The sequence below is a fragment of the Klebsiella sp. EMBS2024 genome (assembly GCF_036233805.1).
Lineage (GTDB): Bacteria > Pseudomonadota > Gammaproteobacteria > Enterobacterales > Enterobacteriaceae > Klebsiella > Klebsiella pneumoniae.
Map to the genome: position 1 here is coordinate 3,368,299 of NZ_JAZARW010000001.1, position 23,202 is coordinate 3,391,500.

The window sequence follows — 23,202 nt, forward strand, 5'->3', positions numbered from 1 at the left end:
TTAGAACCAGACCTCGGCCTGTACGCCGAAGTTAACGGTGTCGGTAGAGCCACTGCGGGAATACCCGCCGGCGGTGATGGTATTGGTATCCCAGTTGTAGTTACCGTCTAATGCATCGGAGACACCTTTATCCCACTTCGCGTAGGTGACGAAGAAGCGCAGCTGCGGACGCGCCCAGAAACCGGAGTCAAAGGTCAGCGTTGGCGCAACGGTGACTTTGGTCAGGCCGCCTTTGCCTTTGCCGTTTACTCCTTTGTAGTTTTTGTCATCCAGGTATTCGTAGCCCAGCTCGTACTGCATGGCAAAGTTGCGGGTGATCTGATGATAAGGGCGGATACCAGCGACCCACATCGAGCGTCCCCAGCCATTTTCATCTTCCGTCCACCAGCGGTAGTTTTTATCTTTCTGCCAGAAAGCGAAGGTCGAGATCTCCAGGTCGCCCATCGAGGCCACGCTATCCAGCACCACTCGCCAGGACTGGGTGTTTTCCAGATTGGCCCAGCCCCAGCCGTTTTTACCCAGCGAGTCACCCGCCGCCAGCCCTTTCCCGTACTGCAATGCGAGGCGGGAGTATCCTCCGGTCAGACCATAGAAGCCGTCAAAGTTATAAATACCGGTCACGCCATAGCCCTTCTCGGCGGAAGTCGGATGGTTTTCGTTACGGTTCATGTGGTGGCCGATCAGCTCCAGATCGAAGCCTGTCCCCGCGATCTTTTTCAGCCACAGGTTGAGGGAATAGTCATCCGGGTAGCCCTGATTTCCCTTATCCACCGGGTAGGCTTTGGTTTCATCGGTGGGTGAAAAGGCGTACACCCCGGCGTCGAAGCGGGCGAAGCCGAGATCCATGTTGTCGAAGCCGCCGCCGGTGCCGTTGTACTGAATGTACTCCCAGTCGAACTGATGGCTGGAGGTGTTGGAGCTGCTATAGCGCTTACCGGCCCAGAAGGTCATCTCCGGCGCAAAATCCAGATTGCTCAGCTCGGCGAACCCTTCACGAAACTGTACGTCATGGCCATCGTCATCCTGACAGTTCCAGTCGGAGGTGCATTTCGACTGGTGAGTGAGGTTGGCCTGCACTTTCGCCACCACGCCGCTGTCCGCCGTCAGCGTCACGGTGGGGATCAGTTCGATCTTGGTGTCTTCTTCGTTGCCCAGTCGCCACTTACCGTCCGGCATCAAGCCGACGGAGTCCGCGCGGTTGCCATCGGAGTTCGCCAGGATCCCGGAGCGGATATAGCCATGCAGCGCAAAATCATACTTCGGATCGGCGCAGGCCGGGCTGCTGGCCCCTGCCAGCGAGAGGAGAGCCAGAGGTATTGAGTGTTTCAGCTTTATCATTATTTTTTTCCCACGTTATGTTTGTTAACACGAACCGATAACGGAGGGGAAATTTACGGATCAAAAACGGAAATGTACATCCACTTACGGAAAGCGCTTTCCATAATTGCCTATCTGGTTCACAAAATTAGCTCTGCGGCGAATATATTCGTGAGACTGATCACATAAAATTACAAGAATGCCGCCGGGCGCCGGCAGTGGAGCGGAAGGAGGAGCAGATGAGCAGGTGCCGCCGGGGGATAAGCCGCCGACGGCGAGAGGATCAGCGTTCGGTTTCCGCGAGCTGACGTTCGTACACTTTGAAGAAGGGGCGATAGAGCATCCAGGCGTTAAACATCGCGAACAGGCTCATGCACAAATTTTTCCAGCTGCCGTTCGCCGACCATGCCGCCCCCAGCGGGGAAGGCATCGACCATGGCAGCATCGCCACCGCGCGGTCGAGGATACCCAGCTGAGTTAAATACCATGCGATACAGGCGTTTATCAGGGGAACAAAGAGAAACGGCAGTAAAAAAACCGGGTTCATGATCACCGGAAAACCAAACAGTATCGGCTCGTTGATATTAAACAGCGACGGCAGCAGGCCAATCTTGGCCACGCTTTTCAGCTGCCGCGAGCGGCTGCGCATCGCCATCAGCACCAGAGGCAAAGTGGAGCCAATACCGCCGATCAGCAGGTAAAAATCCCAGAACCCCTGCAGATAAACATGCGGCAGCGTTGGCGAACCCGCCGCCAGCGCCTGCTGATTTTCAAACAGATAGGTCATCCAGAAGGGGTTCATGATCCCGGTGATGATCAGCGCGCCGTGGATACCGATAAACCAGAGTAAGTTACAGATAAATAAAGAGATAAGTACCGCCATCAGCGTGTCGGACGCCAGCACCAGCGGCCGCACCGCTTCGCTGATCAACTCCGGTACGATGCGTCCGGTGGTCTGCAGCAGTATGGCATTCATCACGCTTATCGACAGCATCACCACCAGCAGCGGGATCAGCAGTTGAAAGCCATTGCGGGTCATCAGCGGCACTTCATCAGGCAAGCGAATACACCAGCCTTTTTTGTAGAAAAAGCGAATAATCTCAATGGAATAGGTGCTGGATATCAGAGCGGTAAATATCCCCATACCGCCGAGATAAACATTGCTCACCGCAGTCTCGCGAAAGCCGATAAACAGCAGAAAAGCCAGACACCCGGTTAAACCGCAGAGCCGTTCCGGCAGACGGTACTGCTTGGCGAGACTGGCGCTGGCGCCGAAGGCGACAATCAGCGCCACCAGGCCAATGGTTAGCTGAAAGGTCGGCAGCAGGATTGGCCGCAGCAGCAAATAGACCTGGCCGAAACGCGAGGCGCCGTCGATGGAAACGGGCGGAAACAAAATGGGAACCAACAGGCTGCCAACGATCACAAAGGGCATAGCCAGCGCAAAGCTATCGCGCATCGCCGTAATGTGGTTGTTGCGCGTCAGAACATTCGCCAGCGGCGCCAGCCGCTGCTCGATGATGTCCACGGCCACATTCATTAACTGAATGTTCATACTCCTACCTTTGCGAATGGTTGTCTCGCCGGGATGATCGCCCACAACACCGGAAAGTGAAAGCCTGCCATAGGTGATCATGGTCACAATTAATAAATCCACAAACGGAAAGCGCTTTCCGTAATGCATCCATTTTGACTATAGTCCGCTCATCCAACCTCATCAGGAGCGGTAATTATGAAAAAAATTATGTTGTGTTGTTCGGNAGGCATGTCCACCAGCCTGCTGATGAAAAAAATGATTGCGGAAGCCGAACAGCGGGGCCTGCCGGTAGAGATCAACGCCTATGGCGTAGCGGAGTTTGCCGAACAGGTCGGCCATTATCAGGTGGTGCTGCTGGGGCCGCAGGTGAAATACATGCAGCAGGACCTGCAAAAACAGGCGGATAAATACGGTATCCGCGTCGAACCCATCAATATGATGGACTACGGCATGCAAAAAGGCGCCGCGGTCCTTGATTTCGCCCTTTCCCTTATCGAAAACAAGAACTAAGGAAAGATCATGAGCTCTCTGTACGCTAAACTGATCGACGTGATCGAACGGCAGATCACGCCTATGGCCGGCGCGATCGGCCAGCAAAAATATGTCACCTCGATCCGCGATGGCTTTATCACTGCCCTGCCCTTTATGATCGTCGGCTCGTTCCTGTTGGTGTTTATCTTCCCGCCGTTTTCTCCGGATACGACGTGGGGGTTTGCCCGCGCCTGGCTGCAATTTTCGCTCGATCATCGCGATGCGCTGATGCTGCCGTTCAACTTCAGCATGGGGGTGATGACCCTGTTTATCGCCGTCNNNNATCGCCGCCAGCCTCGCCAAACACCATCATCTGGACTCGCTGACCGCCGGGATGCTGTCGCTGATGTCGTTTCTGCTGGTAGCCGCGCCGCTGAAAGATGGCCAGATCTCTACTGCCTACTTCTCCGGTCAGGGGATCTTTACCGCCATTCTGGTGGCCATCTATTCCACCGAGCTGTACGCCTTCCTCAAACGGCATAACATCACCATTCGCCTGCCGCCGGAAGTGCCTGCCGGGGTGGCGCGCTCGTTTGAAATCCTGATCCCGGTGCTGGCGATCATTCTGACGCTGCATCCGCTGAACCTGTTTATCGAAGCCCAGCTGGGGATGATCATTCCGGAAGCGATCATGTCGCTGGTGAAGCCGCTGGTCGCGGCTTCCGATACGCTGCCGGCGATCCTGCTGTCGGTGCTGGTCTGTCAGGTGCTGTGGTTCGCCGGGATCCACGGCGCGCTGATCGTCACCGGGATCATGAACCCGTTCTGGATGGCCAACCTGTCGGTCAATCAGGCGGCCATGGCCGCTGGCACCGCTATCCCGCACATCTATGTCCAGGGCTTCTGGGATCACTATCTGCTGATCGGCGGCGTCGGCTCCACCCTGCCGCTGGCGCTGATGCTGCTGCGCAGCAAGGCCGTGCATCTGCGGACGATCGGCCGGATGGGGGTCGTGCCGGGCGTATTTAACATCAACGAACCGATTCTGTTTGGCGCGCCGATCATCATGAACCCGCTGTTTTTCCTGCCGTTCGTGCTGGTGCCGATGGTCAACGCGACCCTGGCGTACTTCGCGCTGAAGCTGGACCTGGTCAGCCGCGTAGTGTCGATGACGCCGTGGACAACGCCGGCGCCTATCGGCGCCTCGTGGGCGGCGAACTGGAGCTTTAGCCCGGTGATCCTGTGCCTCATTTGTATGGCTACCGCCATGGTGATGTACCTGCCATTTCTCAAAGCTTACGAAAAACAGCTGCTGGCCCAGGAGCGTGAAAACGCCGTCGGCCAGGCTGACAACGCGGCGCAAACCGCTTAACGCTAACGATTCAGAGGATAATCATGGAATTAGAAGAACAGGTGATGGGGATCATCATCAATGCCGGCCAGTCACGTAGCCTGTGCTACGAAGCGCTGCACGCCGCTAAAGCGGGTGATTTCGCCACCGCCGACGCCAAAATGCAGGAAGCGGCGCACTATTCCCGCGAAGCTCACCTTGTACAGACCCAGCTTATCGAAGCTGACGAAGGCGAGGGAAAAACCAAAATGACGCTGGTAATGGTCCATGCTCAGGATCACCTGATGACATCCATTCTGGCGAAAGAGCTTATTGCCGAACTGATTGCGATTTACCGCGCGCAGCCGCTTCACGCCTAGCGCCTTGCCCGGCCAGACGCGCTGGCCGGGCCTGATTCCCCGAGGTCACTATGTTACATCTTGGAATAGATATTGGCGGCACCAAAATGGAAGCCGTACTGCTGGACCCGGCGGGCGAATGCGTCCAGCGCCTGCGCCGGCCGACCCACAAAGAGAGCTATGACGCCTTTATGCGTCAGCTGCTGACCCTGATTGCCGATATTCGCGCGGTCAGCCCGCAGCCGTTCACCCTGGGGATCGGCCTGCCAGGAGCTATCGATCCGCAAAGCGGACGCATTAAAAACTGCAACTGCCTGGTGCTCAACGGTCACGATCTGCGCCGGGATATCATGCAGCAGCTTGGCCAGCCGGTGTGGATGGCAAACGATGCCGACTGCTTCACCCTTTCGGAGGCGGTGGATGGCGCCGGCGCCGGAGCTACCACCGTCTTCGGGGTGATTATCGGTACCGGCTGCGGCGGCGGGATCGCCGTGCATCAACAGCTGCTCAGCGGCCCCAACGCTATCGCCGGAGAGTGGGGGCATAATCCGCTGCCGGGCTATACTCCTGAGCGCGATGGCCCGCCGCAGCCCTGCTACTGCGGCAAAACGAACTGCATCGAAAGCTTTCTCTCCGGCACCGGCTTCGCCCGCCGCTATGGGGAACAAGCCCGTGCGGAAGCCATTGTCGCCGCGGCGCAAAACGGCGATCCGCGCGCGCTGGCCCACTGGCGACACTTTATCGATGCCTTTGCCCGCAGCCTGGCGTCGGTGATCAATATTCTCGACCCGCAGGTGATTGTGCTGGGCGGCGGTCTGTCCAACGTCAGCCAGATCTATCGCGATCTACCTGCCGCCATCGTGCCGTGGATCTTCTCCGACACCTGCCGCACGCAGATCAAACCGGCCCGTTTCGGCGACGCCAGCGGCGTGCGCGGCGCGGCCTGGCTGCCCCGGCTTCCCGGCGCCGCGCAAGGGCAGCGGTAGACACTTTTTTCAGCAGGTATGTTAAGCTAGGCGAAAATGTTCAGACAGAAAAAGCCATGCCAACGATTGATGATGTTTCAAGATTAGCGAATGTCTCAAGAGCGACGGTATCCCGCGTGCTGACCGGCACCCGGGGCGTGCGCGAAGAGAGCCGGGAAGCTGTGCTGCGGGCCGTTGAAGAACTCAACTATCGCCCGAGCTTTGCCGCGCAAAACCTCGCCAGTCAGACATCCAGCCACGTTGGTCTGGTGATTTCCGCGCAGGACGAAAGCCACGGCGCACGTCTGCTGCCGCTGCTCTCTCAGGCGCTGAAAGGGCTGAATAAAAGCCTGCTGGTCCAGTACGTCAGCGACCCGGTAGAGCAGGCGGCGGTAATCGACGATCTGCAGCGCCAGTGCGTGGCGGTGGTGGTGCTGGGCGCCGTTGCCGCCGACGCGCCGCGCAACGTTATCGCCTTTGACCGCTTCGGCGTCGCCGGGAGCAACAGCCAGGGCTATGACTTCGCCTTTGCCACCGAAAGCGCCTGCCGCTATGTGATTGGCAAGGGACACCGCAACATCGCCCTGCTGGTGGACAGCGATAGCGACGATGCCAGCCGTCAGATGCTGGAAGGCTACCGCAACGTCCTGCAGAACTACTCCATTCCTTTTAACCGCCAGCTGGTGCTGACGGCCAACGATGACGTCGAGCAGGCGCTGCTGACCTTAATTAACAGCTTCAGTAAATACTCAGTCATTATCGTTAAACGCGACCGCTACGCGGCAGAGGCGATGCGTCTGCTGCGCGAATTCACCATCGCCGTCCCGCAGGAGGTCTCCCTGCTGAGCCTTGAGGATTCCCCGCTCGCCTCGCTGCTCTACCCGCCGCTGACCTGCATCTCCTGGCCACTGGAGGCGCTGCTGGATAACTGTATTCAGCGTATTCGCAGCCTGATTGACGACCGGCCAACATTCGCCACCGAGGGCCGCTCGCTGGCTGGCCGCCTGATCCCGCGCCAGTCGGTCGCCGATATTTCTTGATCTTCGCCCGGTTGGCGCCGGGCCAGACTTACCTCCCCTTTTCGCGCTTTCGTTTCCCGGCTCATTATTACCCACGCATGCAAATAAGAATTATTTTCATTTATAAATAGCTTGTGCTATATAACATAGCAATAGCTATAAACGCTGGGAAATTAACCACACCATTGCGAGGGATCCTATGCTACACCTGACACCGCTGAAATCATTGCTGCTGGCCAGCGCGCTGGCTCTGCTGGCCGCGACGCCGGCCTCGGCGCAGGAGAAATTCAGGGTTATCACCACCTTCACGGTTATCGCCGATATGGCGCAGAACGTGGCCGGCGACGCCGCCGACGTGAGCTCCATTACTAAACCGGGCGCGGAGATCCATGATTACCAGCCCACGCCCGGCGATATCAAACGCGCGCAGGGGGCGCAGCTGATCCTCAGCAATGGGCTTAATCTCGAACGGTGGTTTGCCCGTTTTTATCAGCACTTACAGGGCGTTCCGGAGGTGGTGGTCAGCGAGGGGATCCAGCCGGTGGGCATCAGCGCGGGCCCCTATAGCGGGAAGCCCAATCCCCATGCCTGGATGTCGGCAGATAACGCCCTGATCTATGTCGATAACATTCGCGATGCGCTGGTGAAGTACGATCCGCCTCACGCCGACACCTATCGCCGTAACGCCGAGGCCTACAAAGAGAAGATCCGTCAGACGATGGCGCCGCTGCAGGCCAGACTGGCGCAGCTGCCGGCGGATAAGCGCTGGCTGGTCACCAGCGAGGGAGCCTTCTCCTATCTGGCCCGCGACTATGGCCTGCGCGAACTGTATCTGTGGCCGATCAATGCCGACCAGCAGGGCACCCCGCAACAGGTGCGCAAGGTTATCGACACCATGAAGAAAGAACGCATCCCGACCATCTTCAGCGAAAGCACCATCTCCGATAAACCGGCGCGTCAGGTGGCGCGGGAAGCCGGGGCCCACTACGGCGGCGTGCTGTATGTCGATTCGCTGAGCGCCGCCGACGGCCCGGTGCCGACCTGGCTCGACCTGCTGCGCGTCACCACCGAAACCATCGTCAACGGTATCCAGGACGGGATGAGGAAGCAGCCATGAATGCAGCGCAAGCGGGACTGTATGTCGACCAGCTCACCGTCACCTGGCGTAACGGCCACACTGCCCTGCGCGACGCCTCGTTCAGCGTGCCGCGCGGCTCCATTGCCGCGTTGGTGGGGGTTAACGGCTCGGGTAAATCCACGCTGTTTAAAGCGCTGATGGGCTTTGTCCGCGTTGGTCACGGCGAGATCGCCATACTCGGCCAGCCGGTCAACCGCGCGCTGCGCCAGAACCTGGTCGCCTATGTCCCGCAGTCGGAAGAGGTGGACTGGTCCTTCCCGGTGCTGGTGGAGGATGTGGTGATGATGGGCCGCTACGGCCATATGGGCTGGCTGCGGCGGGCAAAGCCGCGCGATCGCGAGATTGTCGATGCCGCGCTGGCCCGCGTGGGCATGAGCGAGTTCCGCCATCGGCAGATTGGCGAGCTCTCCGGCGGGCAGAAAAAGCGCGTCTTTCTTGCCCGCGCCATCGCTCAGCAGGGTCAGGTGATCCTGCTGGATGAACCTTTCACCGGCGTCGATGTGCAGACCGAAGCGCGGATCATCAGCCTGCTGCGCGAGCTCCGCGATGAGGGCTGTACCATGCTGGTCTCCACCCACAACCTCGGGTCAGTGAGCGAATTTTGTGATTATACGGTGATGGTGAAAGGCACCGTGCTGGCCAGCGGCCCGACAGAAACCACCTTCACTGCCGAGAATCTGGAGCGGGCTTTCAGCGGCGTGCTGCGCCACGTCGCGCTCACCGGCGGGGAAGCGCAGGTTATCACCGATGACGAGCGGCCGTTTATCAGCCGGCGCGCGGCGGGAGGCCCACGATGAGCTGGCTGCTGGAGCCGTTTGGCTATCACTATATGCTCAATGCGATGTGGGTGTCGGCGCTGGTGGGCGGCGTCTGCGCCTTTCTCTCCTGCTACCTGATGCTCAAAGGCTGGTCGCTGATTGGCGACGCCCTCTCCCACTCGATTGTACCCGGCGTCGCCGGGGCCTATATGCTCGGCCTGCCCTTCGCGCTCGGCGCATTTCTCTCCGGCGGTCTGGCGGCAGGCAGCATGCTGTTTTTGCAACAGCGGTCGCGGCTAAAAGAAGATGCTATTATCGGGCTGATCTTCTCCTCCTTCTTCGGGATCGGGCTGTTTATGGTGTCGCTGAATCCGACGTCGGTGAATATCCAGACCATCATCCTCGGCAATATTCTGGCCATCGCCCCGGAGGATATTATCCAGCTGGCAGCGATCGGCTTTATCTCAATGGCGATTCTGCTGCTGAAGTGGAAAGACCTGATGGTGACCTTCTTTGATGAACACCACGCCCGCTCGATTGGCCTGAACACCCGCGGCCTGAAGCTGCTGTTCTTTACCCTGCTGGCCGCCTGCACCGTGGCGGCGCTGCAGACCGTCGGCGCCTTTCTGGTCATCTGCCTGGTGGTCACTCCCGGGGCCACCGCGTGGCTGTTAACCGATCGCTTCCCGCGCCTGCTGGCCATCGCCGTGGCTATCGGCAGCCTGACCAGTTTCTTCGGCGCCTGGCTCAGCTACTATCTCGACGGCGCCACCGGCGGCATTATCGTGGTCGCGCAAACGCTGCTGTTCCTCATCACCTTTATCTTCGCGCCGAAGCACGGCCTGCTGGCCAGCCGCCGCCGCGCCAGGGAGGCCGCATGCTGAACCTGTTCCTGGCCCCGTTCCAGTTTCCTTTTATGGTCAATGCGATAGCGATATCGATCGTCGTCGCCATTCCCTGCGCGCTGCTGTCGGTGTTTCTGGTGCTCAAAGGCTGGGCGCTGATGGGCGACGCCATGAGCCACGCGGTCTTTCCGGGCGTGGTGCTGGCCTACATTATCGGCATCCCCTTCGCCATCGGCGCGTTTATCGCCGGTCTGCTGTGCGCCGTGACGACCGGTTTTCTCGACGATAACAGCCGACTCAAGCGCGATACCATCATGGGGATTGTCTTCTCCGGCATGTTTGGCGCCGGACTGGTGCTGTACGTAGCGATCCAGTCCGATGTTCATCTCGACCATATCCTGTTCGGAGATATGCTGGGGATCTCCCTCCGCGATATTGGGCAAACGACGGCGATCGCACTGGTGATTGCGTTGATTATCGGTCTCAAATGGCGGGATTTTTTGCTGCACGCCTTCGATCCAACGCAGGCTAAAGCCAGCGGCCTGCGCGGCGGACTGCTGCACTACGGCCTGCTGTGCATGATCGCCCTGACCATCGTCGCGACGCTGCAGTCGGTGGGGATTATTCTGTCGATTTCGCTGCTGATTGCCCCCGGGGCGATCGCGCTTCTGCTGGTGAGACGCTTTATCCACGCCCTGCTGCTGGCGGTAGCGGTGGCCATCGGCTGCTCGGCGGGAGGGGTGTGGCTGGCGTTTTATCTCGACAGCGCGCCAGCGCCGACTATCGTGGTGCTGTTTACCGCGCTGTTTGTAGTCGCCTTTGTCGCAAGCACGATCCGCGATAGTCAGAAACAGAAAACTTCAGCAATTATCCCCGGTGGCGGCTAACGCCTTGCCGGGGCTACAAGAGCACGACTTGTCGCCCGGCTGCGCAGCGCTGACCAGGGAAAGCCGCTACTTTTTCGGTCGATATTTTTCCGGCAGCGGCGGCACCGGGCGCCTGTCGTCCAGCAGATGGCGAACAGTGAGGATCGGGTGGCGCCAGAGCATCCGCGGCCCGGCCCAGCGCATAATCTGCTTCATCTCCTCGCGCTTCGCCGGCTGGTAGCAATGCACCGGACACTGCTTGCAGGCCGGTTTGTTCTCGCCAAACACGCACTTATCAAGGCGCTTGTCAGCGTAGGCGTTCAGCGCCTGATAGTGCGCATTATCGGCCTGCGCCTCGGGACAGCGCCGCTGGTAGAGGGCAATCATCCGCTGAATCGTCATTTTTTCCCGTTCGATACGCTTCCCCATCTCCCTGCCTTTCGTCTTTTTTAAGATGCATTTATCATACACCTTAATATCCATACCCGACCAGACTCACTGCTTCAGATGCTGAATCAACTGCAGGGCCGCCCCGGACAGAACCCCGAAATGGCTGTAGGCATAGAAATCCCGGATAAAAACGCTGCCCTCGAGCTCAAACGGGCGCAGCAGGCCAAGCGCTTCTTCGTGTCGGTAAACCGGGGCCGGCATCGACGTTAACAGATCGCTCTCGCACAGAAAGGCCTTAATGGCCGAGGATGAGGCGCACTCAATAACCGGTTGCGGACAGGGCAACTGCCGGGCGCGAAAGATATCCGCCAGGATGTTCATTGGCGTACTAGACGGCGGCGGCATGATCCACGGATAGTCCAGCATCGCCTCCAGGGTGACGTCCGCCGCCTGATGCAGCGGGTGGTGCTGCCTGGCGACGATGCAGATCCGGTCCTGCCAGTTAATTTTGCCCCGCACCACGATTTTCTCATCATGCGGTAAGGGACCGCAGAGGGCGATATCGATGTCGTGCATCAGCAACAGCTTATACAGCTCGGAGTCAATGCGGTCGACGATCCGCAGATGGATCTGGGGATGGCGCTGATGGAAAGCCGCCAGCTTATCGATGAAATGGCTGGTCAGCAGACTGGAAACGCAGCCAATCCGCAGAATGCCTTTCCCGGCGCCGCGGATGAGCTCAATTTCCTCGCGCGCCTTTTGTTCGGTATTCAGCATCGTCAGCGCGTAGGGTAAAAAGGCGCTGCCATATTCGCTCAACGCCATGCCGTGCTTATGTCGTTCGAATAAGGATGCGCTCAGGTCCGCTTCCAGGCTCAATAGCAGTCGGCTCAGTCCCGACTGGGTGATCCCCATTTTCTCTGCGGCCAGGGTCATATTGCCTTCGCGGGCGACGGTAATAAATGCCTGAATCTGCTTAAATTTCATTGGCATGATATTTACTCATTGAATAAACGGTTTTTGCATTTCCCCTGCGCCCTTTTTTAGCGAATAAATATCGCTATCAATACGCTCAAAAATCACCGAAACGCATACTTCAAAAGGATTTATTTATCTCACCACCCCGGCAAAACACATTTCTGAACCGAAGATAATTTATAATGAGAATATATCACCATGACACAGAACAATATTCTATTAATTTCAGGCGCTATATTACCGGTCATCATTACCGTCATCATCGGCTATATTAGCGGTAAACGAAAAGACTTTAACTGGCAGCAGGCGGGAGACATCAATAAAATTGTGATGCTCTACGCATTGCCGCTAAGTATTTTCAGCAATATGGTGATGACGCCGCGACACATCGTCATGACCATGGGCCCGGTCGCCGTGGCTATCATCCTGGCGCTGATTCTCAGCTTCGTCATTCCCTTACTGGTCGCCCGCTATCTGTTTCGACGCGACCTCGCCCTCAGTACGCTGCAGGCGCTGGCCATCGGCTCGCCGGCAGTCCCGTTTATCGGCACCTCAGTGCTGGCCTTTTTATTTGGCACCGTCAGCGCGTCGCTGATCACCGTGTCCAGCATCACGCAAAACGTCTTCCAGCTGCCGCTGGTGATGATACTGATGTCGGTCGCCACCGGCGATAAGAGCCAGCATATTTCCTTTGGCGCACGGGTGGTGAACGCCATTAAACAACCCGTGGTCTGGTCGCCGGTAATCGCCTTGATCATCGTGCTGGCGGATATCCATATTCCGCAGACTATCTCGATGTCGCTGGGTCTGCTGGGCAAAGCCTCTGGCGGGCTGGCGCTGTTTGCCGCCGGGATCGTGCTCTATACGCGCAGCATTGTTATCACCACCGCTACCATTATCACCGTTATCGCCCGCAATATTCTGGTCCCCGGCGCCTGCTATCTCATTTTATTAAAAATGGGCTTCAGCATGGAGCAAATAAAGGAAGTCGTATTGACGATGGCTATCCCGGTAGGCTCCATCGCGATAATTATTGCTATGCAGTATAAAACCGGCGAGCAGGAAATGGCCTCGACGATGGCGCTGAGTATTATTGCCTCCATCATTACGATGGGCGGATTTATTTTCTTAACCTTTTAATTACCGCGATTACACCGCGTGAATACGGAGAGAATATGGCCTCTATCACATTATCGGCTGCTGAACTGTTACTGCATCGGCTACAGGCGCTGGACGTGGCGTATATTTTTATCAACTCGGGCACCGATTATCCTCCAGTCATTGAAGCCTGGGCAAAGGCCCGGGCGACCGGGCAAAAGGTACCGGAGTTAGTGATCTGCCCGCATGAAAACGCCGCCATCGGCATGGCCCATGGCTATTACCTCGGCACCGGCAAGGTGCAGGCGGTGATGGTTCACACCAACGTCGGGCTAGCCAACGCCGCCTGCGGCGTCATCAATCTGGCGAACAGCAATATTCCGGTGCTGATTTTTGGCGGCCGCACGCCGATAAGCGAACATTCCCACTTCGGCTGCCGTAATACGCCGATTGGCTACGGCCAGGAGATGCGCGACCAGGCGGCGCTGATCCGTGAATCCGTGAAGTGGGATTTTGAACTGCGGCTGGCCGATCAGATCGGCGAGCATGTTGACCGGGCCTGGGCGATCGCCAGCTCCCTGCCGAAAGGGCCGGTCTACCTGAGCTTACCGCGTGAGCCACTGTGCGAAACCTTTGCCGTCGATGAGGCCACGCTGCAGGCTGGCCCTTCGCAGCAGCCGGTCCGCTATGCGCCAGTCCGGGAAGATATCGCCCGCGCAGCCGAGGCAATCGCCTGCGCCAGACACCCGGTCATCTTCGCCCAGCGCGGCGCCCGAACGGCGGAAGGCTTTGCGCGCCTCGATAGTCTGGTGCGCGAATGGGCGATCCCTCTGGTGGAATACTGGGGCACCGAGGTTACCCTGAGCGCCGATAATCCCCTGCTCGCCGGGGCTGATCCCAGCGTCTGGCTCGCTGACGCCGATGTGATTCTGGTGGTCGACTCGCAGGCGCCATGGATGATCGCCGAGGGCGACTGTCGCCAGGACTGCACCGTGATCCAGATGGGCCCCGATCCGCTCTTCTCTCGCTACCCGGTGCGCGGCTATCGCGCGGACATCAACCTGGCGGGCGAGACCGATGAAGTCTTCAGCCTGCTGGAAGAGGCGCTGCGCCCGCTGCAGGCCGCCCGCCAGCAGCATGTGGCGGAGCGGGCGGCATATACGCAGAACCGCATCCAGCAACAGAAAAACCAGCGCGACGCGCTTATCCATGCCAGCCAGAGCGGGGCCATTACCAAACCCTGGCTCAGCTACTGCCTCGGCCATCTGGCTAATCAACACCGCGGCCGGATCGTTTCTGAACTGACCACGCTGCCGCAGTTTGCCGGACTGACCCATGCCGAGAGCTATTACCAGGAAGCGCTGGCCGGCGGCCTGGGCGAAGCCCTGCCCATCGCGCTGGGGCTGCAGCTTGCGCGCCGGGAAGAGCTGATTATTGCCGCCGTCGGCGACGGGTCGTACCTGTTCGCCAACCCTGCGGTCTGCCACCATATTGCGGAGGTAATGAAGCTGCCTGTCCTCGTCGTGGTCGGAAATAACGGCGGATGGGGCGCGGTCGCGGGCGGCACCAAAGCGCTCTACCCGGACGGCTACGCGGCCCGCGCGGAAACCATTCCGGCCACCGCCTTTACCACCTCGCCGGATTTCGCCGCGATCGCCGCCTCCAGCCGCGCGGCGGCCCTGTCGGTTTCCCGGGCCGAAGATCTCCCCGGCGTACTGGAAGAAGCGGTATCCCTCATACGCACCCGCCGACAGAGCGTGCTGGTTGACGTGCAGTTAGCCCGCTAACGGCTTCTCCTCCGGGCGCTTGTCGTCCGGAGGGGGTTGTCACCCCTTCTGGTCACCTTTATCCACATGGCCCAGCGGCTTCTCCGGGAAGCAGACATCGCGCACCCGGCGTTTCAGCTCGGCCGCATCCGGAAAACCGCCATCCTGCTTGCGCTCCCAGATCTGCTGACCGTCGACATCGATCGTGAAGATCCCACCGGTCCCCGGCACCAGCGTTACCGAGGCGATGTCGGTGCTGAAGGTATGTAACAGCTCCTGCGCCATCCAGCTGGCGCGCAGCATCCAGTTGCACTGGGAACAGTAGGTGATGGTGATGGCCGCTTTTGAGTTCATCGTCGTCTCGCTAAGTCTGAAAGGGCAAATTGTAAACAAAGTGCAGTTTAAATGAAGAACACATGATTATTTTGTTGCAAACGATAATACCTATCATTACCATTCGCAATCAACAAATGGAGTAAGACCCCATCCGCAACGGAAAAGACGGAGCAACCTGCATCTCTGGAAGTAACGCGTGAGCCGATACTAATAACGATCAAGGCGTGGCGACTATGTACAAATCGACTCCGTCAGCAGCATGGTGTAAAAAACGCCTGCTGGTGACCTCTTTGTTTGCAGCAATTTATCAGACTTCTGCCATCGCAGCAGACACTTCCGCCGTTAGCGGCGAGGCGGTGGATGACACCTCGGAACAAATGACCGTCACCGCCCCCGCGCCGGTGCAGAAAGCCGGTAGCGAACACAGCATCAGCGCCCGGGAGCTGGAGAATAAAGGCGCTAACGATTTCGGCTCAATCATGCGCTATGAGCCGCTCATTAGCGCCACCGGGGCCAGCGGCGGCTCCGGCAACGGCAAAAGCGGCTTCGACCGCGGAGGTTACACCGGCTACAACATTCGCGGTATGGAGAGCAACCGCGTCGGCATCGACGTAGACGGTATCGCGCAACCCAACGCCACCGGCCGCGGCTACGTCGGCCGCGCCGGGCTCAACACCTTCGGTATCGGCCGCGATTATATCGACCCGTATATGTACGGCAGCGTGGATATCCAGTCCGGCGCCACCTCGACGGAAACGGCCAACAGCGCTATCGGGGGGAATGTCTCCTTCCGCCCGAAATCGGCGGATGATTACCTGCGCCCGGGCAAGACCAGCGCCTTCGGCTACCGCAGCGGTTACGACTCTGCGGATCGCAGCTGGCACAACGGGGTGACCGTCGCCGGCGGCGATGAGTTCCTGCGCGGGATTTTGGTCTATAGCCGCCGTGACGGCCAGGAAACCGAAAACAACAGCGGCACCCTCGACGCCTACCCGGCGAACTGGCACTCCGATGCTTTTCTGGCCTCCGGGATCTGGCAGCCTAACGATGAGCACAAGCTGACCAGCACCTTCGACTATTACCATAAAACCAACCACACCCACTACGATACCTGGGACTCCAGCGGCAACAGCACCATCGGCACCGCCAACCAGACCAGCCAGACCCGGCGCTGGGGCCTGAGCCTGAAGGATGACTGGACGCCGATGAACGACTACCTCGACAGCGTCTCCACAAAAATCTACTACCAGCATACCGAAGCCCATGACTGGACTTATATGCCGGACAGCGTCACCCGCAGAATGCAGACGGTGAACTCTAACTACGATACCGACACCTGGGGCCTGCAGACCGCGCTGGCGAAAACCCTGGGCCGCCACGATCTGAGCGCCGGTTTCAACGCCAGCACCAGCAAAACCCAGCGGCCGTTCAGCCAGTCGCCGATCCCCAGCGTTTACAGCGAGATCATGCAGCCGGAGGCAGACAGCCGCAGCTACACCCTCGGCGGCTTTGTCCAGGATAAGATCAACTTCGATCTCGACAGCCACAACTTCGCCGTTATTCCCGGCGTGCGCGTGGTGCATCAATCGACTAAGCCGGAAAATCTGTCCGATCTCGCCGCCAACAGCAGCGTGCTGAGCGAATCGTCGGTGGCGAATCTGTACGGCAAAAACAGCGATACCCAGGTTCTGCCGTCGTTGACCTTCCAGTACGACCTCACCCCGCGCCTGATGACCTACCTGCAGTACCAGCGCGGGGCGCAGTTCCCCAACGCCAGTCAGCTGTATGGCTCCTGGAACCTCGGCTCCAGCTACGCCGGCAGCCAGCAGTATGCCCTGATCGGCAATACCGATCTGAAGACGGAAACCAGCGATAATCTCGAGTGGGGGCTGAAAGGGGAAGTTACCGAAGGCATCACCCTGCGCACGGCGCTGTTCTACAACAGCTATAAGAACTTTATCGCCTATACCCGCTATACCCGCGCCAACAATCCGGGCCAGTTCACGAATGTGCCGTCGAACATCTACACCATTTATCAGGCGGAAAACCGCGATAAAGCCTATATCTACGGCGGTGAGATTAGCACTAAATTTAACTTTGGCACCTGGTTTGAGCAGGTGGACGGCCTGAGCGCCACCCTCGCCCTCGGCTATAGCGAAGGGAAATCGAAATCCAGCTACAGCGGCGATAAATACGTCGACCTCGACAGCGTGGCGCCAATGAAAGCCATCGTCGGCGTGGCGTGGGACGATCCGGCGAAACGCTACGGCACCGCCCTGACGGCGACCTTTGTCAAAGGGAAACAGGCGACCGCCACCAACCGCGAAAGCTACAGCAACAGCGGATCCGCCATCACCGATGCCAGCAGCGACTATATGCGCGTGCCGGGCTACGGCATGCTGGACTGGACCGCGTACTGGCAGGTGGCGAAAAACGTGCGCCTCAATGGCGGGGTCTACAACCTCACCGATCGTAAATACTGGGATTACCTGAGCAGCCGCAATATCGAGACCGGCACCAACCAGGACGCCAACGATAAAGCGCTGGCGGTGATGCCGGGCCGCACCTGGCAGCTGGGCGTCAACGTCGACTTCTGATTGCCCGAATAATAACGCACCTGCCCCCGGCCCGCCGGCCGGGGATATTCATCGTCGAGAAGGATATGATTATGCCAAATGCACACCCTGACCTGTGGCAGCGCTACCAGGCCACCAAAGCGGCCAGTACCGCGAAATATGCCCGCGATATCGCCGCGGAAATGGGGATCAGCGAAGCCGAGCTGACCGCCGCCCGCCTCGGCCATGATGCCGTGCGCCTGAGCGATGACGCCCGGGCGCTGATTGCCGCCCTGGAGCGCGTCGGCGAAACCAAATGCATCTGCCGCAACGAGTATGCCGTGCATGAGCAGGTGGGCCAGTTCACGCACCAGCACCTCAGCGGCCACGCCGGGCTGGTGCTGAACCCGCGTGCGCTCGACCTGCGTCTGTTCCTCAGCCAGTGGGCCAGCGCCTTCCATCTGAACGATAATGGCCGTCAGAGCATCCAGTTTTTCGACCACCACGGCGACGCCCTGCTGAAAGTCTATGCGACCACGCAGACCGACATGGCGGCCTGGGAGACCCTGATCGCGGAATATCGGGTGGCGGCGCCGGCACCGCTGACCCTGCGCCCGCTGGAGCCGGTGAAATATGCCGATACCGCCGACGGCGCCGCCCTGGAGAACGACTGGCGCGCGATGACCGACGTTCACCAGTTCTTCGGTCTGCTGCGTAAATATCAGCTTTCCCGCCAGCAGGCCTTCCGTCTGGTGAGCGACGACCTCGCCTGCCGCGTGGATCGCCATGCGCTGCCGTCGCTGCTGGAGACGGTGCGCCAGGAGGGCAATGAAATCATGATTTTCGTCGGCAATCGCGGCTGCGTGCAGATCTTTACCGGCGCCCTGGAAAAGCTGGCCCCCATGCGCGGCTGGCTGAATATCTTCAATACTACTTTTACCCTGCATCTGCGCGAAGAGAGCGTCGATGAAGTGTGGGTGACCCGCAAGCCGACTTCGGACGGACACGTCACCAGCGTCGAACTGTTCGCTAAAGACGGCACCCAGATTGCCCAGCTCTACGGCCAGCGCAGCGAGGGGCACCCCGAGCAGACGCAATGGCGCCAGCAGGTAGACCGCCTGACCCGTGAAGGGCAGCCCGCATGATGCGCTGGTTACTGCTCTTGATCGCTTTCCCGCTGCTGAGTCACGCCGCCGTTGAGCGGCTCGTCACCCTCGGCGGAGATGTCACTGAGATCGTCTACGCCCTTCACGTGGAGGAGAGCCTGGTGGCGCGGGACAGCACCAGCAGCTGGCCCCCGGCGGCGCAAAAGTTGCCGGACGTCGGCTACCTGCGACAGCTGAACGCCGAGGGGATCCTCGCGTTACGCCCGCAGCTGGTGTTAGCGAGCGCCCAGGCGCAGCCCTCGCTGGTCTTACACAAAGTGCAGGCGAGCGGGGTGAAGGTGGTGAACGTGCCGGGCGGCGAAAGTCTGTCCGCGATCGATAACAAAGTGGCTGTCATTGCCGAAGCGTTAGGCAAAACGGCGGCAGGCGACGCGCTGCGCCAGCAGCTTCAGCAGCAGATCGCCGCCATTCCAACGCAGCCGGTTGCTAAGCGGGTGCTGTTTATTCTCAGCCACGGCGGAATGAATACCCTGGTGGCCGGACAGCATACCGCGGCCGATGGCGCCATTCGCGCCGCCGGATTGCAGAACGCGATGCAGGGCTTCGACCACTATCGCGCCATGTCGCAGGAAGGGGTCGCCGCCAGCCAGGCGGATCTGGTGGTGATCTCCGCCGATGGTCTCAAAGGGATGGGCGGCGAAGCCGGGCTGTGGAAACTGCCCGGCCTGGCGCAGACCCCGGCGGGGCGTCATAAACAGCTGCTGACGATCGACGATATGGCCCTGCTGGGCTTCGGGCCGCGCACACCGCAGGCGATAATCGCGCTGCGAAACAAAGCGGAGCAGTTGCCCTGATGCGCCCTGCCCTCGCTCGCCGTTTGCTGCTGATGACGCTGCTGCTGGTCTCCCTGACGTTGTTTGCCACCACCCTCGGCGCCATGCGCTTGCCGCTGGTCAACCTGCTGCCTTCCGGGGATGACATGCTGCGCCATATCTGGCTGACCATCCGTCTGCCGCGGGTGCTGCTGGCCCTGCTGGTGGGCGCGGCGCTGGCCCTCTCCGGCTGCGTGATGCAGGGGCTGTTTCGCAACCCGCTTGCCGACCCGGGCCTGCTGGGCATCAGCAGCGGCGCCGCGCTGGCGGTGGCCAGCTGGCTGGTGCTCCCGTTCTCCGCTGCGGGGCTGATCGCTCTGTATATGCCGATGCTGGCGGCGTTTATTGGCAGCCTGGCGGTGATGGTGGTGATTTTCATCCTCAGTCGGGCGGAGGAGGGTTCGCTGTCGCGCCTGCTGCTGGTGGGGATCGCCATCAACGCGCTGTGCGGCGCGCTGGTCGGCGTCCTGTCCTGGCTGAGCAATGACGCCCAGCTGCGCCAGCTGTCGCTGTGGGGAATGGGCAGTCTGGGCCAGGCCGAATGGCCGACGCTGCTGGTGGCCGCGACCTTGATTATCCCGGCTGCGCTGGCGGTGTGGTGGATGGCGTCCCGCCTCAATCTGCTGCAGCTTGGCGATGAAGAGGCGCACTATCTCGGGGTCAACGTGCAGGCGCTGCAGCGCTGGCTGCTGCTGTGCAGCGCGGTGCTGGTGGCCGCCGCGGTGGCCATCAGCGGAGTCATCGGCTTTATCGGCCTGGTGGTGCCGCACCTGATGCGCCTGTGGCTGGGACCGGACCATCGCGGACTGATCCCCGGCTCGCTGCTGGCCGGCGCGATCCTGCTTCTGCTGGCCGACACCCTGGCCCGCACCGTGGCGGCGCCGGCGGAGATACCGGTCGGTCTGCTCACCAGCCTGCTGGGCGCCCCCTGGTTTCTGTGGCTGGTCTTTCGTCGGGAGAACTCCAGACATGGTTAATGAATACTGCGCCCAGGGGCTGTCACTTCACCTTGGTAAACGACAGATTATCGACAACGTCTCCGTCGCGCTGCGCGGCGGCGAGATGACGGCGCTTATCGGGCCGAACGGCGCCGGGAAATCCACTCTGCTGCGCCTGTTGACCGGCTATCTGACTCCGGACAGCGGCACCCGCCATCTTGCAGGCAAGCCGCTGGAAGCCTGGTCCCCCGAGGCGCTGTCGCGCCGGCGGGCGGTCATGCTGCAGCGAACGGCCCTGCAGGCCGACTGGACGGTGGAAACGGTCATTGCCATGGGACGCTCACCGTGGGGCGCGACGGCGGATCCGGCGGTGCTGGCGGCGGTGATGGCCGTCACCGGCTGCGATGGCCTTGCCGGTCGCCGCTATCCCGGCCTCTCCGGCGGCGAGCAGCAGCGGGTACAGCTGGCCCGCTGTCTGGCGCAGCTATGGCGCGACGGCGCGCCGCAGGGCTGGCTGTTTCTCGATGAGCCCACCTCGGCGCTGGACCTTTACTATCAGCAGCACCTGCTGCGTTTGCTCAAACGGCTCACCGCCGGCGGGCAACTGCACGTCTGCGTGGTGCTGCATGACCTTAACCTCGCCGCCCTGTGGGCCGACCGCATTCTGTTGCTTCACCAGGGACATCTGGTCGCCCAGGGCACGCCGCAGGAGGTGATCCAGCAGCCGGTTATCCATCGCTGGTACGGGGCGGATGTCCGCCTCGTCCAGCACCCGGACAACGCGGTCCCCCAGGTTTATCTGGCGCCATAATCCCCGCGCGGCGCAACTGGAATCCGGATCGCGCCGCGCTTACGCTTTCTGGCAATAATTGCCTGCATTATATTATTGAGGGTCATTTATATTTAAAATCTATACCAATGGCGTAATAACCCAATGAAATATTTACGACAGCTATTTTTAAATATAAACCATCATTACAGAGAAGATATTTCCCGTATTAATCCAAAAACGACACATTGATTATTTACTGCGCTTAATCAACTCGATACACTGTTTTCTTACTAATGATAATAGAGGGAAGAAGAAGCATGGCTATTCCAGGTAATATGTGGATATACGACGACGGTGGGGCACTAATCAAAGGTGGTTGTGATGTTGCAGACAGGGAGTTCAGCATCGAATTTAAAGGGTTTCATCACAATCTCTCCATTCCCACTGATAATGCCACTGGCAAGCCTACCGGCACTCGTCAGCACTCACCAATGATCATCGTTAAAGAATTCGACTATTCCAGTCCATACCTCTACAAAGCAGTAGCTACTGGTCAGAACCTGAAATCTGCTGAAATCAAATGGTATAAAATCAGCGATGCTGGTCAAGAAGTGGAATACTTCAATATGCTACTTGAAGGCGTCCGAATCGTATCAATATCTCCTACAATGGCTTCCCCAGAAGACAAGAACAACAACCATCTTGAATCTGTCGAACTTAGATATGAGAAGATCACCTGGAAACATTGTGACGGAAATATAATTTTCACCGATGCCTGGAATGAAAGACAAACAGCATAATAGATGAGCAAATGGATACGACAGAAGAACTAAATGGAACCTATTTCTATCACGGACAATCCAATCTTTCGGCTGGTGAACTTTTTGATGTCATTTTTCTTGAACAATTTTGTGACGAACTTGGCATTGGTATTGAATCTGGTGCCGCTATCCTCGCCGGGCAACCTTGGCTAAAAACCAGAACAAAGCCAGGAGAGGCAATAAAAGGAACAAGTGTTGTTTCTAAATATGGAAGGATGCTTCTGAGAAATGCAAAAACTCCATTTGGTATTAGGGTTCCTACACCCGTTGGTGTAAGAATGAGAAAAACGAATAGTCTTGCTGCTGTTATCGCCCGTTATGTTCCGTGGTTAGGTTGGATAGGACTTGTAAACTCAATTTATCAAGTTTCAAGAAAAACTCAGGAAAAATACAACCTAATAGCTCGCCCCAAAGACCGTATACAATGGACATCCTTTTAATGAAAAGCATTCAAGATCAGGTTTTAGACTTGTTTAAAGATGAGATCTCAACCCGTTTAGATAAAAATTGGAAAGAAATCCCATTGGAACTTGATTATGACTTATTTGATGCTCCCGGCGACGATCTGCATGACGCTTTAAATAAATTTGAACAAAAATTTAATGTTGATCTTTCCAGTGTTAAATGGTCGTGTTATTTCCCTTGGGAGAATACTCCAATGCTAACTCGGTGGTTTAAAGTAAAACGAGAAGATGTAGAAAAAACGCGTAAACCTTTAACTATCAAAATGTTTGCCGAATCAGCAAAAGCAGGTAAATGGCTTTACGACTAGCAACCACAAGCCGTTGTCGTAACGAGGTCTACGGCCAGAAGGCAGAACAACATCGACGGCGAACGTAATGTATGAAGACGATCGCGTGGCGGCGGTTCAATTACTGTGACGGTACCCCGCCCCCTCTGCAACTGGAATCCGGATCGCGCCGCGTGCTTTCGTCGGTTTCCCTCACCTGCCCATCTCCGTTATT

General features: G+C 58.6%; 23 protein-coding genes and 1 pseudogene. 19 read left to right on the forward strand and 5 right to left on the reverse strand.

What is annotated here, in order from left to right; translation table 11 throughout:
* Together VZP09_RS15430 and VZP09_RS15435 are read right to left on the reverse strand one after the other, a co-directional pair.
* Positions 1 to 1,338 carry a maltoporin gene (locus VZP09_RS15430; protein WP_102001282.1) on the reverse strand — a complete coding sequence of 446 codons (1,338 nt, stop codon included), beginning with the start codon at positions 1,336 to 1,338 and terminating at the stop codon, positions 1 to 3.
* 262 nt (positions 1,339 to 1,600) lie between these two features.
* Positions 1,601 to 2,872: a PTS sugar transporter subunit IIC gene (locus VZP09_RS15435; protein WP_023317224.1), complete on the reverse strand. Its 1,272-nt coding sequence runs from the start codon at positions 2,870 to 2,872 to the stop codon at positions 1,601 to 1,603.
* Positions 2,873 to 3,049: 177 nt separating this feature from the next.
* On the opposite strand from VZP09_RS15435, the gene VZP09_RS15440 reads away from it, so the two are divergent.
* From VZP09_RS15440 to VZP09_RS15480, 9 genes and pseudogenes are all read left to right on the forward strand, one after another.
* Complete coding sequence (locus tag VZP09_RS15440; protein WP_328795261.1) at positions 3,050 to 3,364, forward strand: PTS sugar transporter subunit IIB; 315 nt, start codon at positions 3,050 to 3,052, stop codon at positions 3,362 to 3,364.
* Positions 3,365 to 3,373: 9 nt separating this feature from the next.
* Positions 3,374 to 4,697, forward strand: a pseudogene (locus tag VZP09_RS15445) (PTS sugar transporter subunit IIC).
* Between the two features lie 23 nt (positions 4,698 to 4,720).
* Positions 4,721 to 5,035, forward strand: a complete 315-nt coding sequence (locus tag VZP09_RS15450; protein WP_002914983.1) for a PTS lactose/cellobiose transporter subunit IIA — start codon at positions 4,721 to 4,723, stop codon at positions 5,033 to 5,035.
* A gap of 50 nt (positions 5,036 to 5,085) precedes the next feature.
* On the forward strand, positions 5,086 to 6,000 hold the full coding sequence (locus tag VZP09_RS15455) for an ROK family protein (protein ID WP_004149504.1): 915 nt from the start codon (positions 5,086 to 5,088) through the stop codon (positions 5,998 to 6,000).
* 56 nt (positions 6,001 to 6,056) lie between these two features.
* The gene (locus tag VZP09_RS15460) at positions 6,057 to 7,019 is read left to right on the forward strand and encodes a LacI family DNA-binding transcriptional regulator (protein WP_004181055.1); all 963 of its coding nucleotides are present in this window, start codon (positions 6,057 to 6,059) and stop codon (positions 7,017 to 7,019) included.
* Positions 7,020 to 7,197: 178 nt separating this feature from the next.
* Entirely contained in the window at positions 7,198 to 8,115 is a 918-nt protein-coding gene (locus VZP09_RS15465) for a metal ABC transporter substrate-binding protein (protein WP_104456590.1), read from the forward strand.
* A complete protein-coding gene (locus tag VZP09_RS15470; RefSeq protein ID WP_004181057.1) occupies positions 8,112 to 8,933 on the forward strand; it encodes a manganese/iron ABC transporter ATP-binding protein in 822 nt (273 codons plus the stop codon). The genes VZP09_RS15465 and VZP09_RS15470 overlap by 4 nt, the downstream gene beginning before the upstream one ends.
* The gene (gene sitC / locus VZP09_RS15475; protein ID WP_004145794.1) at positions 8,930 to 9,778 is read left to right on the forward strand and encodes an iron/manganese ABC transporter permease subunit SitC; all 849 of its coding nucleotides are present in this window, start codon (positions 8,930 to 8,932) and stop codon (positions 9,776 to 9,778) included. The genes VZP09_RS15470 and sitC overlap by 4 nt, the downstream gene beginning before the upstream one ends.
* Positions 9,772 to 10,626 carry a metal ABC transporter permease gene (locus VZP09_RS15480; protein ID WP_002915035.1) on the forward strand — a complete coding sequence of 285 codons (855 nt, stop codon included), beginning with the start codon at positions 9,772 to 9,774 and terminating at the stop codon, positions 10,624 to 10,626. Before sitC ends, VZP09_RS15480 begins: the two co-directional genes overlap by 7 nt.
* A gap of 66 nt (positions 10,627 to 10,692) precedes the next feature.
* On the opposite strand, the gene VZP09_RS15485 is transcribed toward VZP09_RS15480, so the two are convergent.
* Together VZP09_RS15485 and VZP09_RS15490 are read right to left on the reverse strand one after the other, a co-directional pair.
* Positions 10,693 to 11,034 (reverse strand): nitrous oxide-stimulated promoter family protein, encoded by a 342-nt coding sequence (locus tag VZP09_RS15485; protein WP_032412958.1) that lies wholly within the window; start codon positions 11,032 to 11,034, stop codon positions 10,693 to 10,695.
* A 66-nt stretch (positions 11,035 to 11,100) separates the two neighbouring features.
* Positions 11,101 to 11,988 carry a LysR family transcriptional regulator gene (locus VZP09_RS15490; RefSeq protein ID WP_004151056.1) on the reverse strand — a complete coding sequence of 296 codons (888 nt, stop codon included), beginning with the start codon at positions 11,986 to 11,988 and terminating at the stop codon, positions 11,101 to 11,103.
* A gap of 183 nt (positions 11,989 to 12,171) precedes the next feature.
* Here VZP09_RS15490 and VZP09_RS15495 point away from each other — a divergent pair, with 183 nt between their 5' ends.
* Entirely contained in the window at positions 12,172 to 13,113 is a 942-nt protein-coding gene (locus tag VZP09_RS15495) for an AEC family transporter (protein WP_002915041.1), read from the forward strand.
* Between the two features lie 35 nt (positions 13,114 to 13,148).
* Positions 13,149 to 14,858 carry a thiamine pyrophosphate-requiring protein gene (locus VZP09_RS15500; protein WP_023158737.1) on the forward strand — a complete coding sequence of 570 codons (1,710 nt, stop codon included), beginning with the start codon at positions 13,149 to 13,151 and terminating at the stop codon, positions 14,856 to 14,858.
* 39 nt (positions 14,859 to 14,897) lie between these two features.
* Here VZP09_RS15500 and VZP09_RS15505 read toward each other — a convergent pair whose 3' ends face one another.
* On the reverse strand, positions 14,898 to 15,191 hold the full coding sequence (locus VZP09_RS15505) for a SelT/SelW/SelH family protein (protein ID WP_002915045.1): 294 nt from the start codon (positions 15,189 to 15,191) through the stop codon (positions 14,898 to 14,900).
* A gap of 215 nt (positions 15,192 to 15,406) precedes the next feature.
* On the opposite strand from VZP09_RS15505, the gene VZP09_RS15510 reads away from it, so the two are divergent.
* The 8 genes from VZP09_RS15510 to VZP09_RS15545 all read left to right on the forward strand — a co-directional run bounded on the left by VZP09_RS15510 (position 15,407) and on the right by VZP09_RS15545 (position 23,009).
* Entirely contained in the window at positions 15,407 to 17,770 is a 2,364-nt protein-coding gene (locus VZP09_RS15510; RefSeq protein WP_048332146.1) for a TonB-dependent receptor domain-containing protein, read from the forward strand.
* A gap of 71 nt (positions 17,771 to 17,841) precedes the next feature.
* Positions 17,842 to 18,873 carry a hemin-degrading factor gene (locus tag VZP09_RS15515; RefSeq protein ID WP_023328379.1) on the forward strand — a complete coding sequence of 344 codons (1,032 nt, stop codon included), beginning with the start codon at positions 17,842 to 17,844 and terminating at the stop codon, positions 18,871 to 18,873.
* The gene (locus tag VZP09_RS15520; protein WP_032434703.1) at positions 18,870 to 19,688 is read left to right on the forward strand and encodes a heme/hemin ABC transporter substrate-binding protein; all 819 of its coding nucleotides are present in this window, start codon (positions 18,870 to 18,872) and stop codon (positions 19,686 to 19,688) included. Before VZP09_RS15515 ends, VZP09_RS15520 begins: the two co-directional genes overlap by 4 nt.
* The gene (locus VZP09_RS15525) at positions 19,688 to 20,683 is read left to right on the forward strand and encodes a FecCD family ABC transporter permease (RefSeq protein WP_004185411.1); all 996 of its coding nucleotides are present in this window, start codon (positions 19,688 to 19,690) and stop codon (positions 20,681 to 20,683) included. Before VZP09_RS15520 ends, VZP09_RS15525 begins: the two co-directional genes overlap by 1 nt.
* Positions 20,676 to 21,455, forward strand: a complete 780-nt coding sequence (locus tag VZP09_RS15530) for a heme ABC transporter ATP-binding protein (protein ID WP_004149516.1) — start codon at positions 20,676 to 20,678, stop codon at positions 21,453 to 21,455. Before VZP09_RS15525 ends, VZP09_RS15530 begins: the two co-directional genes overlap by 8 nt.
* A 278-nt stretch (positions 21,456 to 21,733) precedes the next feature.
* The gene (locus VZP09_RS15535; protein WP_002915094.1) at positions 21,734 to 22,216 is read left to right on the forward strand and encodes an Hcp family type VI secretion system effector; all 483 of its coding nucleotides are present in this window, start codon (positions 21,734 to 21,736) and stop codon (positions 22,214 to 22,216) included.
* Between the two features lie 11 nt (positions 22,217 to 22,227).
* On the forward strand, positions 22,228 to 22,677 hold the full coding sequence (locus VZP09_RS15540; protein WP_004188736.1) for an STM2901 family protein: 450 nt from the start codon (positions 22,228 to 22,230) through the stop codon (positions 22,675 to 22,677).
* Complete coding sequence (locus VZP09_RS15545) at positions 22,662 to 23,009, forward strand: DUF1493 family protein (protein WP_008806210.1); 348 nt, start codon at positions 22,662 to 22,664, stop codon at positions 23,007 to 23,009. The genes VZP09_RS15540 and VZP09_RS15545 overlap by 16 nt, the downstream gene beginning before the upstream one ends.
* Positions 23,010 to 23,202: the final 193 nt, after the last annotated feature.

Excerpts from the sequence above, each read along its gene's own strand:
- VZP09_RS15430 (WP_102001282.1), bottom strand. The coding sequence starts at position 1,338 with ATGATAAAGCTGAAACACTCAATACCTCTGGCTCTCCTCTCGCTGGCA.
- VZP09_RS15435 (WP_023317224.1), bottom strand. The coding sequence starts at position 2,872 with ATGAACATTCAGTTAATGAATGTGGCCGTGGACATCATCGAGCAGCGG.
- VZP09_RS15450 (WP_002914983.1), top strand. The coding sequence starts at position 4,721 with ATGGAATTAGAAGAACAGGTGATGGGGATCATCATCAATGCCGGCCAG.
- VZP09_RS15455 (WP_004149504.1), top strand. The coding sequence starts at position 5,086 with ATGTTACATCTTGGAATAGATATTGGCGGCACCAAAATGGAAGCCGTA.
- VZP09_RS15460 (WP_004181055.1), top strand. The coding sequence starts at position 6,057 with ATGCCAACGATTGATGATGTTTCAAGATTAGCGAATGTCTCAAGAGCG.
- VZP09_RS15465 (WP_104456590.1), top strand. The coding sequence starts at position 7,198 with ATGCTACACCTGACACCGCTGAAATCATTGCTGCTGGCCAGCGCGCTG.
- VZP09_RS15470 (WP_004181057.1), top strand. The coding sequence starts at position 8,112 with ATGAATGCAGCGCAAGCGGGACTGTATGTCGACCAGCTCACCGTCACC.
- sitC (WP_004145794.1), top strand. The coding sequence starts at position 8,930 with ATGAGCTGGCTGCTGGAGCCGTTTGGCTATCACTATATGCTCAATGCG.
- VZP09_RS15480 (WP_002915035.1), top strand. The coding sequence starts at position 9,772 with ATGCTGAACCTGTTCCTGGCCCCGTTCCAGTTTCCTTTTATGGTCAAT.
- VZP09_RS15485 (WP_032412958.1), bottom strand. The coding sequence starts at position 11,034 with ATGGGGAAGCGTATCGAACGGGAAAAAATGACGATTCAGCGGATGATT.
- VZP09_RS15490 (WP_004151056.1), bottom strand. The coding sequence starts at position 11,988 with ATGCCAATGAAATTTAAGCAGATTCAGGCATTTATTACCGTCGCCCGC.
- VZP09_RS15495 (WP_002915041.1), top strand. The coding sequence starts at position 12,172 with ATGACACAGAACAATATTCTATTAATTTCAGGCGCTATATTACCGGTC.
- VZP09_RS15500 (WP_023158737.1), top strand. The coding sequence starts at position 13,149 with ATGGCCTCTATCACATTATCGGCTGCTGAACTGTTACTGCATCGGCTA.
- VZP09_RS15505 (WP_002915045.1), bottom strand. The coding sequence starts at position 15,191 with ATGAACTCAAAAGCGGCCATCACCATCACCTACTGTTCCCAGTGCAAC.
- VZP09_RS15510 (WP_048332146.1), top strand. The coding sequence starts at position 15,407 with ATGTACAAATCGACTCCGTCAGCAGCATGGTGTAAAAAACGCCTGCTG.
- VZP09_RS15515 (WP_023328379.1), top strand. The coding sequence starts at position 17,842 with ATGCCAAATGCACACCCTGACCTGTGGCAGCGCTACCAGGCCACCAAA.
- VZP09_RS15520 (WP_032434703.1), top strand. The coding sequence starts at position 18,870 with ATGATGCGCTGGTTACTGCTCTTGATCGCTTTCCCGCTGCTGAGTCAC.
- VZP09_RS15525 (WP_004185411.1), top strand. The coding sequence starts at position 19,688 with ATGCGCCCTGCCCTCGCTCGCCGTTTGCTGCTGATGACGCTGCTGCTG.
- VZP09_RS15530 (WP_004149516.1), top strand. The coding sequence starts at position 20,676 with ATGGTTAATGAATACTGCGCCCAGGGGCTGTCACTTCACCTTGGTAAA.
- VZP09_RS15535 (WP_002915094.1), top strand. The coding sequence starts at position 21,734 with ATGGCTATTCCAGGTAATATGTGGATATACGACGACGGTGGGGCACTA.
- VZP09_RS15540 (WP_004188736.1), top strand. The coding sequence starts at position 22,228 with ATGGATACGACAGAAGAACTAAATGGAACCTATTTCTATCACGGACAA.
- VZP09_RS15545 (WP_008806210.1), top strand. The coding sequence starts at position 22,662 with ATGGACATCCTTTTAATGAAAAGCATTCAAGATCAGGTTTTAGACTTG.